The organism is Sphingobacteriales bacterium, from assembly GCA_016711285.1.
In the GTDB taxonomy this organism is placed as follows: domain Bacteria; phylum Bacteroidota; class Bacteroidia; order Chitinophagales; family UBA2359; genus JADJTG01.
On record JADJTG010000014.1, the window covers coordinates 495,284 to 507,299 of the forward strand.

18 protein-coding genes and 3 pseudogenes are annotated in these 12,016 nt (G+C 44.5%); 5 read left to right on the forward strand and 16 right to left on the reverse strand.

Annotated features, from left to right (window positions below; all coding sequences use genetic code 11):
• The first annotated feature begins 213 nt into the window (after positions 1 to 213).
• Entirely contained in the window at positions 214 to 345 is a 132-nt protein-coding gene (locus IPL35_14870; protein MBK8444607.1) for a hypothetical protein, read from the forward strand.
• A gap of 457 nt (positions 346 to 802) precedes the next feature.
• Here the strand turns inward: IPL35_14870 and IPL35_14875 are convergent, their stop codons facing one another.
• From IPL35_14875 to IPL35_14900, 6 genes are all read right to left on the reverse strand, one after another.
• A complete protein-coding gene (locus IPL35_14875) occupies positions 803 to 1,006 on the reverse strand; it encodes a transposase (GenBank protein MBK8444608.1) in 204 nt (67 codons plus the stop codon).
• A gap of 250 nt (positions 1,007 to 1,256) precedes the next feature.
• The gene (locus IPL35_14880; GenBank protein ID MBK8444609.1) at positions 1,257 to 1,691 is read right to left on the reverse strand and encodes a GNAT family N-acetyltransferase; all 435 of its coding nucleotides are present in this window, start codon (positions 1,689 to 1,691) and stop codon (positions 1,257 to 1,259) included.
• A 41-nt stretch (positions 1,692 to 1,732) separates the two neighbouring features.
• On the reverse strand, positions 1,733 to 4,249 hold the full coding sequence (ccsA, locus tag IPL35_14885; GenBank protein ID MBK8444610.1) for a cytochrome c biogenesis protein CcsA: 2,517 nt from the start codon (positions 4,247 to 4,249) through the stop codon (positions 1,733 to 1,735).
• Positions 4,250 to 4,300: 51 nt separating this feature from the next.
• Positions 4,301 to 4,633, reverse strand: a complete 333-nt coding sequence (locus IPL35_14890; protein ID MBK8444611.1) for a hypothetical protein — start codon at positions 4,631 to 4,633, stop codon at positions 4,301 to 4,303.
• Positions 4,576 to 4,953, reverse strand: a complete 378-nt coding sequence (locus IPL35_14895; protein ID MBK8444612.1) for a hypothetical protein — start codon at positions 4,951 to 4,953, stop codon at positions 4,576 to 4,578. Before IPL35_14895 ends, IPL35_14890 begins: the two co-directional genes overlap by 58 nt.
• A 5-nt stretch (positions 4,954 to 4,958) precedes the next feature.
• Positions 4,959 to 5,660 carry a saccharopine dehydrogenase NADP-binding domain-containing protein gene (locus IPL35_14900; GenBank protein ID MBK8444613.1) on the reverse strand — a complete coding sequence of 234 codons (702 nt, stop codon included), beginning with the start codon at positions 5,658 to 5,660 and terminating at the stop codon, positions 4,959 to 4,961.
• Positions 5,661 to 6,017: 357 nt separating this feature from the next.
• Here IPL35_14900 and IPL35_14905 point away from each other — a divergent pair, with 357 nt between their 5' ends.
• Both IPL35_14905 and IPL35_14910 read left to right on the forward strand, forming a co-directional pair.
• The gene (locus IPL35_14905) at positions 6,018 to 6,650 is read left to right on the forward strand and encodes a hypothetical protein (protein ID MBK8444614.1); all 633 of its coding nucleotides are present in this window, start codon (positions 6,018 to 6,020) and stop codon (positions 6,648 to 6,650) included.
• The gene (locus IPL35_14910; GenBank protein ID MBK8444615.1) at positions 6,650 to 6,793 is read left to right on the forward strand and encodes a hypothetical protein; all 144 of its coding nucleotides are present in this window, start codon (positions 6,650 to 6,652) and stop codon (positions 6,791 to 6,793) included. The genes IPL35_14905 and IPL35_14910 overlap by 1 nt, the downstream gene beginning before the upstream one ends.
• A 28-nt stretch (positions 6,794 to 6,821) precedes the next feature.
• Here the strand turns inward: IPL35_14910 and IPL35_14915 are convergent, their stop codons facing one another.
• From IPL35_14915 to IPL35_14930, 4 genes are all read right to left on the reverse strand, one after another.
• Positions 6,822 to 7,373, reverse strand: a complete 552-nt coding sequence (locus IPL35_14915; protein ID MBK8444616.1) for a hypothetical protein — start codon at positions 7,371 to 7,373, stop codon at positions 6,822 to 6,824.
• A gap of 132 nt (positions 7,374 to 7,505) precedes the next feature.
• A complete protein-coding gene (locus IPL35_14920; protein MBK8444617.1) occupies positions 7,506 to 7,748 on the reverse strand; it encodes a hypothetical protein in 243 nt (80 codons plus the stop codon).
• Positions 7,735 to 7,944, reverse strand: coding sequence for a hypothetical protein (locus IPL35_14925; protein MBK8444618.1), 210 nt, complete (start codon positions 7,942 to 7,944; stop codon positions 7,735 to 7,737). The genes IPL35_14920 and IPL35_14925 overlap by 14 nt, the downstream gene beginning before the upstream one ends.
• A 100-nt stretch (positions 7,945 to 8,044) precedes the next feature.
• Positions 8,045 to 8,485 (reverse strand): hypothetical protein, encoded by a 441-nt coding sequence (locus IPL35_14930; GenBank protein MBK8444619.1) that lies wholly within the window; start codon positions 8,483 to 8,485, stop codon positions 8,045 to 8,047.
• Between the two features lie 329 nt (positions 8,486 to 8,814).
• Between IPL35_14930 and IPL35_14935 the strand changes: the two genes are divergently transcribed.
• A complete protein-coding gene (locus IPL35_14935) occupies positions 8,815 to 9,096 on the forward strand; it encodes a hypothetical protein (GenBank protein MBK8444620.1) in 282 nt (93 codons plus the stop codon).
• Between the two features lie 128 nt (positions 9,097 to 9,224).
• On the opposite strand, the pseudogene IPL35_14940 reads toward IPL35_14935, so the two are convergent.
• The 6 genes and pseudogenes from IPL35_14940 to IPL35_14965 all read right to left on the reverse strand — a co-directional run bounded on the left by IPL35_14940 (position 9,225) and on the right by IPL35_14965 (position 11,865).
• Positions 9,225 to 9,438 (reverse strand): annotated as a pseudogene (locus IPL35_14940) (type II toxin-antitoxin system RelE/ParE family toxin).
• Positions 9,439 to 9,504: 66 nt separating this feature from the next.
• Positions 9,505 to 9,686: pseudogene (locus IPL35_14945) on the reverse strand (hypothetical protein).
• A gap of 366 nt (positions 9,687 to 10,052) precedes the next feature.
• A complete protein-coding gene (locus IPL35_14950) occupies positions 10,053 to 10,211 on the reverse strand; it encodes an NAD(P)/FAD-dependent oxidoreductase (GenBank protein MBK8444621.1) in 159 nt (52 codons plus the stop codon).
• 27 nt (positions 10,212 to 10,238) lie between these two features.
• A complete protein-coding gene (locus IPL35_14955) occupies positions 10,239 to 10,694 on the reverse strand; it encodes an NAD(P)/FAD-dependent oxidoreductase (GenBank protein MBK8444622.1) in 456 nt (151 codons plus the stop codon).
• A gap of 51 nt (positions 10,695 to 10,745) precedes the next feature.
• Positions 10,746 to 11,222 (reverse strand): annotated as a pseudogene (locus IPL35_14960) (NAD(P)/FAD-dependent oxidoreductase).
• Positions 11,223 to 11,532: 310 nt separating this feature from the next.
• A complete protein-coding gene (locus tag IPL35_14965) occupies positions 11,533 to 11,865 on the reverse strand; it encodes a hypothetical protein (protein ID MBK8444623.1) in 333 nt (110 codons plus the stop codon).
• On the opposite strand from IPL35_14965, the gene IPL35_14970 reads away from it, so the two are divergent.
• The coding region (locus IPL35_14970) for a hypothetical protein (protein MBK8444624.1) at positions 11,842 to 12,016 on the forward strand (175 nt) is incomplete at its 3' end. The genes IPL35_14965 and IPL35_14970 overlap by 24 nt on opposite strands.

A 12,016-nucleotide genomic window follows, 5' to 3' on the forward strand; every position in this document is an offset into this window, starting at 1 on the left:
AACAGCTTTTTATAAAAAAAAGTTTCTACAAAATATATAAAATTCCTTACAATTATCAACATTTTTCATAACGCATTGATATTCATTCTTTTTTTTAACATAAAATATCCGCAGTGCGGCAAACTGTTATACAAAAACAAGATAATAATGGTAGTGTTATCAATTAGTTGATAATATTGTATTTTTGCAAAAAAAGAAAAAAGGCTAAGTCAAATGTATCAGTGTCATAAATGTAGCGGCACAAATATAGTGAAAAATGGCACGAATGTAAGTGGCTCACAACGCTATAAGTGTAAAGATTGTGGAGTGTGTCGGGTCTTAGTCCCCAAACGCAAAAGTGCATAAATAGATAAAGAAGCGGTATTTCGCACCTTTGAGGAGCGCAATAGTTATCGTTCTACGGGCAGGATCTTCGAAATTAGTCATACAACTGTGTTTAAGTGGTTTAAAAAAAGCCCAAGGATTAGCACCATTTAAAAGCACGGTACAAGCAGCACAGGCAGATACTGTATTGGAAGTAGATGAGATATTTTCTTACATACTACTAAAAATCAATCACATACGAATATGGATAGCAGAGAATAAGCAAACGAGGCAGATTGTTTCCTTTTTTATGGGGACGGTACAATGGATAGTTGCAAGCGTATGTGGCGGAAATTACCCTACAGTTATCTGCGATGCAATAGTTTTTCTAATTTTTGGCAATCATATAATTGCCTGCCACAAACTACTCATACCAAAGTGGGAAAAGAAACAGGTTTTACTAAGCACGTCGAAAGATTAAATAATACCAAATAAATACCTAAAAGGCACAGTTTGTAAAAAGTTTCCAACCTGTAATGGATTGAATGATAACGTTACTCATATCGTTGATAATATCAGTGACTTTGGCGAGGATTTCTTCGAGATCTTTGCAAATAATGTTAGTAGTTCTGCCCTTGATGTATCGCCATATCATCTCGGCGGGGTTTAATTCGGGCGAGTAAGGAGGAACAAACAGGCAGATGAATGTTTTTAGTAGAAGCTATCGTCTTGCTCAAGTTTTTTTAAAAGAATCAACCGCCGGATTTCCACCTGTTTATTGAATGCAGAGAAGCTTCCGACTTGATGGCGAGAATATGATTGTGATAGATACCGCTTTGGAAACAGTAGTATTTTTTTTAAAATTAAAAGCAAATTTAAAAAAACAACACATACATACTATCTTTTTTTACAAAAAATAGTCCCCATAAAAAACACCTTTTCCAATCCCTTTTTTACCCCAGCGTCTTTTCCATATAATAATGCGGAATACGCACCTCATAAAAGAGGTCGCCGATGATGTCGTAGCCCAGGCGGTCGTAAAACAATGCCACCGACTCGCGGGCGTGGCAGCACAATGTTTTTGCTCCTTTTTGGCGTGCCCATAATTCTGCAAAAAGCATCATTGCTTTGCCGATGCCCCTGCCCTGCCACTCCGGCTCTACCGCCACCTGCCGTATGCGATAGTGGTCCTTATTTTCTTCTTTGGTCAAAATAAAGCAGCCGATGAGGGTATCGCCGTCAAAAAAGCCAAAAAGCTCGTCATTGGCTTCCTGTGCCAACTGCTCCTCATCAAATTCCAAACCCAAAGGGCGGCGCAACACGCGATAGCGCAAATCCAACATAGCCTCGTATTCAGGCGACTGATAAGCAAGCGGTTTACATTTCATATTTTTTTTGCGGTATGTATCGTGAAAAAATCAGGCAAAAGCTACATATTATTTTCTTTATCGCGCGCTGCCCACTGCGGGCTTTGGCGCAGCGGAGCAGTGCGCTGTCTTTTACTTTCGGCATAGCGTTGCCAAAGGCTCATCATAAAACCTATCGCCATTACTATACAACCCAACCACAACAAATTGATATGCGGAAACTGAATGGCTTTCATTATTATATATTCCTGCGGCTTGGTGCGGGTAACGGCTTTTATGAGCACTTTTCCTTTTTCGGGGAATATTCTTTCAAAGCGCAGCGTAAGCCCTAAAGGTTCTATTTGTGTTTCGAGGCGGTTTTCCGTATTGTTGCGAATAAAATAAAGCGGCTCGCTTTGATAGGTTTTTTCGGGTGTGCGCACCTCCAATATCGCCGATGCCGCAATATCATTGGGCAGTGGCAAATATTGTTCGTGGGTGGGGCTGGCATTTATTTTTTGTAAAATAATCAGCGCGTTGGTGGTCACCAAAGTATCGCCCACCGCCAATTCTGCTTCACTGAGCAACTCGCCGTTTTCGGTTTCGTCGGGCTGCGGAATGGAGGAAATATGCGTAAAAATATCTTTGGTGAGATAATGTTTGGTGGAAGGATTGGAGAGCAGTCCCATTTTCGGATTTACCTGCGCATAAGGATACAGCTTGAATGTTTCTTCGGCTGCATCTTCCATATTTTTTTTCTTTTCGTATAATATTTCGTAATAAGTATCGGGACGATTGATGGAGTCGCGCTGATACGTCACCCAATAGCCGCCCATTTGTACGGCTACATTTTTAGGCAGTAAAATATTTTCCCGCTTAAACTGTTCGTCTTTTACATCTTGAAAATCCACCGTATTGTTGATAGAAAGCACTTCCTTTAATCCCGACGACAACAAAACGCCGAGCAACATCAATCCAAAACCCACATGCGCTATTGATGCGCCTGCTATTTTTAGTTTGCCGTTCAATACTGCCAACAGATAATACAAATTAGCAACAATGGCAAATACCGAACTAAACAAGAGCAGCAAAGGGGCAGCGATGAAGGGAATTTCTACCGAATTGAAAATTTTATACCACGAATAAACCTCAAAACGGGCAAAATACATCACAATAGCGGTTATCAAAGCACTGATCGCCACGCTGACCGCCAACTTGCGCAGCACCAACGTCATAGATGCTTTTTTGTAGCGCAAATATTGTGTCATTGCCGCCAGCAGCCCGATGCCCACCGCAAACCAGATAGAATAGCGGTTGTAGTGGCTCACGGGGTCAATGATAACACGCTCTGTACCGAATATTTTATTGATAACAGGCCAAGAAGTATCAATAGCAACCAAAGTAGCGAGCAATACCATGAGCAAAGTTCCCACAAACATCCAAAACTCGCGCGAGTAGGTCTGTTCTTCTTCGGGCGGCGAGGGAATTTTTTTCCAGTCTTTTATTAAATAAAAAGCTGAAAACAAAATAAAGGAGAGCATAAAAACCAACAACTGCCCCGACATACCCAAATCGGTAAAAGCGTGTACGGAGGTGTCGCCGAGTACGCCGCTTCGGGTGAGAAAAGTGGAATAGAGCACCAACCAAAAGCCGCCGAATAAAAAGATATAAGTAATGCGCAGCGCGTGTCCCGAATATTTATACGCCAATAAAGTATGAATACCTGCAATGCCGAAAATCCAAGGCACTAATGAGGCATTTTCTACGGGGTCCCAAGCCCAGTAGCCTCCAAAACTCAGCGATTCATACGCCCAAGCACCTCCCATCAAAATACCTACGCCCAGCACCCCATAAGCCAGCAGCGACCAGCGCAAAGTGGGCAACACGAAACTTTGGTCAAAAGTACGCCGCCAAACAGCCGCCAAGCCGTAAGCAAAAGGAAAGAGTGTACCCGCAAAGCCCAAAAACAGCACCGGCGGGTGAATCACCATCCAGTAGTTTTGGAGCAGTGGATTGAGTCCGTTGCCATCTTTGATGAGCGACACATAGTCGGGATTCATAAATAAAGGCATCAAAGGCGATTGTTCGCGCATCAAAATAAAAGGACTGCTGCCGATTTTGTAGCCGAACACATAAATCCCGATGAGCATAGTAGCCAGAAATACCTGCATCACGCTCACGCTAATCATTACGGGTGTTTCCCACTTGCCCGCCGCCGCTATCACCACTCCCGCCAATATGACGTGCCAAAAACTCCACAACAAAAAACTCCCCTCCTGCCCTTCCCAAAAGCAGGAAAGCATATATTTAAAAGGCAAATCGCGCGAAGAATGTTGCCACACATACTGATATTCAAAATAATGATTAAAAATCATCAAAAACAGCACTACCACAATGCCGAACACAGCGAGGGCGTGTATGGCAAAGCTCCGGCGTGCGAGTTTTTTCCACGACTCCTGTTCGCTGCTTTGGCTGCTGCGAAACGAATAAATATAAGAAACGGCAGCGAGCAGGGCAGCAAACAAACTCAATAAAGTAAAGAAATGACCTGCATTTCCCCATATCAACCGCTCCCCTGCATACACAATATTTTCGTCCATAGTTTCTTTATTATAAAAGAGTAAGCCGCGAAGTTACAATTTTTTTGGTGATTATATTCCTTCCACTTCTTCCTCCTGCTCTACAAAAGCAATGCCGTGCTGTTTCAACTCCTCCAAAACGGGAATATACACCTCCTCCTGCACCGGAATATGCACACCGCGCAATGTTATCTTGCCCTGCGCCAAACGTTTTACAAGCATAGCGGCGGGCAAACCCACCGTTTTGGCAATCGCCGTATGTGCTTCATCTTCCCCTTTTACCAGCAAAGACGACAACAAACGCCTACGCTTACCCTCCAATGTATATTCTATTTCGTGCAGCATCACTACCATATCGCGGTCGTGGGGTTGCAGTTGCCATTTGCGGAGCAAAAGGTCGCACATAATTTCGGCGGGCGTAGCGGCTTGTTGCAAAGGTACGTTCCTCCGAAAACAAACCCAACCACTCTAATTGTCGCATTACTTCGCTGTCGGGGCAATTGCCAGCAACTGCGCCACTGCTTTTTCAAAGGATAAATGCTGCTGTATTGTTCGGGCACAAAAGATGCCGTAAAAGCACCGTAAGTGAGTGCGGCGGTATCTGTTTTAAATGTATTATCCGCCAATCCCAACTGCACAATGGCGTTCCACGCATCGCAATACCCGCGATAGCGAATAGTGCCGCGCAACAAAGTAGCAATACCGTCCAAACCATATAAGCGCACATAATCTAAGAATTGCGGTTGGCATAAATTTCCATATCGCCGATGCCCGCAATGGGGCGCACCCAATAATTTTCAAACAAACGGCGATAGGGCAGGTATTTTATCGCCCCCTCGTGCAAATAGCGCGATACGCCCTGTCCGGCGAGTACCACATTCATCGGAGCCCACGAAAATTTGTAGTGCCAAGGGTTGGTATCGCTTTCGGGCGCGATGAGTGCGCCGGTATGCGACTGCACAGCGTGCAATTGTGCGCCTTGCCCGCGCAGGCGGTGCAGCAATTCCATAATAGCGAGGTGGTCAATGCCCGGATCTAATCCCAATTCGCCCATAAACAACAAACCGGCAGCACGGAAGGCTTCGTCCAAAGCGGCGGCTTCGGCGGTGATATAAGAAGCCGTCACCAAATGTGCGCCGTGTTTCAAACATTCGCCGGCTACGAGTGTGTGTAGCGTGGCGGGCAGCAAAGATACCACAATATCGGCTTGCGACACATATTCGCGGCGGTGTTCTTCGTTATGAATATCAAAAACCACGGCTTCGCCGCAGGGGTGTGCGTTAATTTTGGCGGCGGCTTGTTCGAGGCTCAAATCGCCCACAGTGATGCGCCATTGCGCTTCGGCAGCAGCCTGCAATAAATATTGAATCAGATACAGCGATGATTTTCCGGCTCCGAGAATTAAGATGTGCATAATAAAAAAACAGGGCAAAAGGGTTGGGTACTTGCCGCCACAAAAATAAGTTTTTCTCAGGGAAATTTTCGGAAGGAAATGCAGGTTTTTAGTTTGAAAGTAAAAAACGCTGTTTGTGCGGCATTGGGAGTGCCACATTCCCCCTTTTGAGGGCGTAAGTGGGGGGTAAGGAGCAGTTTTTAACTTTGACAAAGCCTCAAATTTTGACAAAGTTGGAACGCTCAAGCTCTGAGGAGTAGTTTTTAACTTTGACAAAGTTCCAAATTTTGACAAAGTTGGAACGCTCAAGCTCTGAGGAGTAGTTTTTAACTTTGACAAAGCCTCAAATTTTGACAAAGTTGGAACGCTCAAGCTCTGAGGAGTGCTTACCAACCATTGGTGAGTGCTTACCGAGCATTGGTGAGTGCTTACCGAGCATTGGTGAGTGCTTACCGAGCATTGGTGAGTGCCTACCGAGCATTGGTGAGTGCCTACCGAGCATTGGTGAGTGCCTACCGAGCATTGGTGAGTGCCTACCGAGCATTGGTGAGTGCCTACCGAGCATTGGTGAGTGCCTACCGAGCATTGGTGAGTGCCTACCGAGCATTGGTGCGTGCCTACCGAGCATTGGTGCGTGCCTACCGCGCATTGGTGCGTGCCTACCGAGCATTGGTGAGTGCCTACCGAGCATTGGTGAGTGCCTACCGAGCATTGGTGAGTGCCTACCGAGCATTGGTGAGTGCCTACCGAGCATTGGTGAGTGCCTACCGAGCATTGGTGAGTGCCTACCGAGCATTGGTGAGTGCCTACCGAGCATTGGTGAGTGCCTACCGAGCATTGGTGAGTGCCTACCGAGCATTGGTGAGTGCCTACCGAGCATTGGTGAGTGCCTACCGAGCATTGGTGAGTGCCTACCGAGCATTGGTGAGTGCCTACCGAGCATTGGTGAGTGCCTACCGAGCATTGGTGAGTGCCTACCGAGCATTGGTGAGTGCCTACCGAGCATTGGTGAGTGCCTACCAAGCTTAGTGCGTGCCTACCAAGCATTGGTGCGTGCCTACCAAGCATTGGTGCGTGCCTACGAAGCATTGGTGCGTGCCTACCAAGCTCTGAGGAGGCCACCAAGCTCTGAGGAGTGCCTACCAAGCTCTGAGGTGCCTACCAAGCTCTGAGGAGTGCCTACCAAGCTCTGAGGAGTGCCTACCAAGCTCTGAGAGTGCCTACCAAGCTCTGAGGAGTGCCTACCAAGCTCTGAGGAGTGCCTACCAAGCTCTGAGGAGTGCCTACCAAGCTCTGAGGAGTGCCTACCAAGCTCTGAGGAGTGCCTACCAAGCTCTGAGGAGTGCCTACCAAGCTCTGAGGAGTGCCTACCAAGCTCTGAGGAGTGCCTACCAAGCTCTGAGGAGTGCCTACCAAGCTCTGAGGAGTGCCTACCAAGCTCTGAGGAGTGCCTACCAAGCATTGGTGCGTGCCTACCAAGCATTGGTGCGTGCCTACCAAGCATTGGTGCGTGCCTACCAAGCTCTGAGGAGTGCCTACCAAGCTCTGAGGAGTGCCTACCAAGCTCTGAGGAGTGCCTACCAAGCTCTGAGGAGTGCCGCTCAAGCTCTGAGGAGTGCCGCTCAAGCTCTGAGGAGTGCCGCTCAAGCTCTGAGGAGTGCCGCTCAAGCTCTGAGGAGTGCCGCTCAAGCTCTGAGGAGTGCGCCTCAAGCTCTGAGGAGTGCCGCTCCTACTCTGAGGAGTGCCGCTCAAGCTCTGAGGAGGGCGCTCAAGCTCTGAGGAGACACTCTCCCACAAAAGTGTGTAAGTTGAAAGATCATCATTTTGATAATGACATAATCGGGGTGTTCGGCAAACCATTGCTTCGTAAAATCAAACGTATTCTCATATCTTCGGAAACTCAGGAAAACCCTCCACCATTTCCGATAAAATCGAGGCTGCATCATAAGCACAGCGGTACTTGTGATCTTCTGCATACGTTATGTTACCCTTTACGCGAAGACTACAGCCGCGATTTTCCATATCCTCTGTGTCTAAAAACTCCAATAACAACTCTATACATTTGCGCGTTCTCAGGCATTTAAAATATCTTTCGTTGTCGTAGCGCGATGCCTTAGCAAGGTCCATCTTCACGCAGTGCTGCTATCCATTCCTGCTCATATTGCTCATTGCCCATATTTGCCAAAATCAGTTTCTCGTTGGGTGCTATCAATTTATGGGGTACGGTGTTGTATTGGTAATAGTATCCTACGGAATCTAACTGAAATTCATAATATTCTACGCTATCGAGTATTGTGTAGGGTTTGGTGGAGTACTTGGGCAATATTTTATTGTAGTATTCTGATTCGGCATAGTCTATTTTGCCTGCAAATACGGTATCACCTCCTTATCATTCGTAAACGATAGCAAATCTATGTTTGACCCTATTTCTTCTTTTGGCTCAAACGCGGCAGGCGTTCAAAAGCCATTTGTTTTGTTTTTCGGTGAGGTAAGAGCTTCGCTCTATTAAGCAGGTGGTTGGGTCTGTTGAGCATATACAATTCTATGAGTTTCTGCATTTCTTCCACATTGCCTTTTTCATTTTTTCCTATTATAAACGCCCCATACAAAGACTCTTGGAGATCCGGATATTCTTCTGAATGAAAATCTTTGATTGCCGCCATAAAGCAATCGGAGTCTAAATTAATTATTTTTTTTATTACATCGCTATAGGCTTCAGTAGTAGCTTGGTCAAAATTATGGATAAGCCGATAAGAGGCATGTTTCCTGAACAATTGGCGTATTTCGGCGGTGTCGCAGGGGCTTTGCGCCGACAGAGAAACCGCCATAACTATATAAAACAGTACAAAAAGTATTTTTTTCATCGGATTATTTTTGTTGTTATTAAGTGATTTAAAATTGTTTTGCGGTGCTATATAAACTTAATTCTGCTGGTTTTATTATGTGCATTTAATAAGAAATCATTCGCTCTCGTGTATTTTTATCCGAATTGTCCGGTTTTTATTGTTATTTATTTGCAGCTAAAAATACAGATTAAGCAGATTTTACCCCAAAGGGATTTGGATTTTTGGGTATCATTTTTCACAATGATTTTACGCCTACGGCATTCAGGTTCCTGTTGGAAGCACTTAGTTATGAATAGTAGATTCAAGTAATAAATTATTTATTAAAAGGTACCAGTAAATTTTAGCCCGTGGTTAAGGTAAAAGCAAATATCAAATTATATAAGGTAGCCGTAAAACACCTTTTCCAAAGTGGCTACAGACCTATGTTTAATTTCATTGATGAAATGAAAACATCGGGAAAGATAGATTTAATTGATAGAGATGAATTTTGTACAGGAGAAGAAGGGCAAGTCAATATAACCTTTATCAGTAGAAAATACTTAGGAGAAGATTTTGAAACAGGTAAACGGTTTGTTTTTAGTGAAGGTGTTGAACCAATGGGAGAAGGTATAGTTGAAGAAATATTATAAGATAAAGGAGAGTGTAAATTAAACTATGCTAAAGCCAAATTTTGATATTGATAATCAGAAAGTTATAAAAAAATTTACACAGTTTATTTTACACTCCCCGATAAAGCCCCGATTCCGGGGCTTTTATCTTACTCATAAATATCTTTTCTATATCCAAGGTCAATGACATCTACCAAAAGGACATCATCAAAATATCGTAGATAATGCGGTAATCAGCCACACGGATACGATAAGCATCTCTGCCTTTAGCTTTTTTTTATATCCTGATGGTCTTGGATTATCGGCAAGGCTGTAAATAGCTTCCTTGATATTGGAATAATACGGCTCATTGATTTTTTTCAAGAGCTTTAATGCTTGTTTTTTAAGACTACATTATAAGCCATTACTTCGCTTTACGTTTAGCTTCAATCATTTTAAAGGCATCATCAATAGGATAGAAGGCTCATTGGATTTTTTGGCTTCGTCATAAAGCTTTATATCTTCCAACTCTTCTAATTCTTCCATAATGGCTTTAAAATCCTTTAAAGAAAGTGCCACAGATATTTTTTACCTTCGTTGTCTGTGATGTATTGCGGATGTATTGTAAGCATATCAAAATTATTTTACTGCAATGTTTTGTTCAAAAAGTCTGAAACTTGTTTTTAGTGAGCATACATAATGCGACAGACTGCGTTTTATCTTCTTCATCCAGTTGAGAAATCAACTGTACTTTTTATTAGCGGTTTTGTCTTCCACTTTCAAATTCTCTTTCGCCCTTTTCCATTTGAATAGTTGGAAGGATACCCTAACTACGTTGGCGACTTCCTTTGCATCCATCTCCGTTCTTCACGGTTTTTTATATTCTTCGCTATTATCCGAATTTAAAGGCACAAAGTTAGTCAAATTGTCTATAAAATACCATATTAAATGGACAAAAGCACAGCGAAACTTACAAGAACTATCGCCAACCCTACTTCCTACGTCTTCGCCAAAGCTGTTCCCGCTATAAAAGCCGTTGCTGGGCCGCCTGAAAATTGTACCACTCCGGTAATGGCATCTATATCCAATATTTCACCCGCAAAATACAAAGTCGGGTGCAGGCGGCTTTGCAGCGTTTTAAAGTTTACCTCCTCCAAAACCTCCCACAGGTCACAAATTCTTCTTTAAAAGTATTTTTGCCCCGAAATATCCAATTCCATTTGCCGCAGCAGCCCCACCAAACGATGCAGATGCTGCTTCGGCAAATTTGCGCCCGCAACCCGTTCATCTATATCCGTATAAGCGCACAGTCGCTGCCACAATCGCAACGCCAACGCCTCAAAAGGAGATGATGCGGTGATTTGTTTTTTGGCGTATTGTTGTTTGTAGTGCTGCAAATGCTGCAGGGTCGCTTCCGCCGACAAAGCGGGCAAAAAATTGATGCACAACACGCCGCGATATTGCAGGGCGTGCAAGGTGCGAGCTTCCCACGCCGACAGCCGCAATACCGCCGGACCGCTCACGCCTTTGTGCGTAAAAAGCAAAGCCCCTTCTTGCGGGTGAGGCTTCGTTTTGGCAGAAGAAGAAACGACAGCGTTTTTGAGCCACACTTGTACTTGCTGCACGCTGATGCCCGACAAATCGCTGAAAGGTGATACGGCAATGGAAAAGTGAACAAAGAAGGCACAGGCTCAACAATACGATGCCCTAATTGTGCCAGCAGTTTGCCATAAACGCTCGCTGCTGCCGCCGCTACAATAATAGGGGCGGAGGCGGTTAATATTTCGCCGTTTGAAGTTGTATTTTCCAATCTGTCTGCGGCGCGGTCGGTGCTGTAATCTGCTCCACCGAATGTTGTGCGGATTTGCAACACCCGCTTGCAGCACTACTCCACCAAACAATCCACAATGCTTTGCGAAACGGTTGCTATGCGGAAACAACCCTGCCATCTGCTTCGGTTTTGGGGCTACGCCGTGTGCTTCGTACCATTGGCGCGATTGGTCTGTGCCAAAACGCCGAAATACGCTCAACAACTCGCGTGCGCCGCGCGGATAATGCTGTACGAGCAAAGCCGGGTCGCTCAGGGCATTGGTGACATTGCACCTGCCGCCGCCCGGAATTTTCACTTTCTGAAGCACTTCGCGCCCGCGCTCCACGATGGTCACTTGAAGTCGCTATGCTCCGCCAACGCAATAGCGACCAAAAAATCCTGCCGCACCGCCGATGATTACGATACATTTTTTCAAAATTATAAATATAAAAATTTTGATGATGATAAAAAAGAAATTCCCAACTTTGAGCCTATCAAAATAAAAAAACAGCATAAATTTTTTAACCCCAAAAAATATTTTCAACTTTTAATTGAAAGAATAAATACACGAGCAGAATTAATTTATACTATTTATTTTAAAATATTGATGTTAAATTAGTTATTTCATTTGTTATTTATAATTAAATCAATCATTACCTAATAATCATTCATTTTAAGCATCTTTTCAATACCAACACTATGTTCCAGTTGCGTGTAGAAGTAGCAACTTTTAAATGTTTTCCAAAAAAGCCCGGCGAAAAAGCGTTTTGATGACATATAGGCTGCGGGCAATACAAATAAAGCATATTTTCGGCGGCTTGCCAACAGTCGGGGAATATTTTCAAATGCACCGCACTTTGTTGTGACAGGGGTTCGCCAGAGGGCGGGCGCGAGCATTTGCTGCAAAAAAGTGGCGTGTAAATGTGTCGTTCTAAGTGAGGCTCGGCGTGGAGAGGGGATTTTTGTGTGATGATGCTTTGCCACGCGGCGGCAGTGCGCAACAAAGCGAACGCGGAAGAACCGAGTTCTTGGTGGAGCTTGTAAGCGAGCGGCTTCTAATTCGGAAACTTCTGGCGGGGCTGCGCGGAAACACCACATTTCCTTTGGATATAGGTGCGCACCTGCTCAAACCCATCGCCGCAAAAATATTTT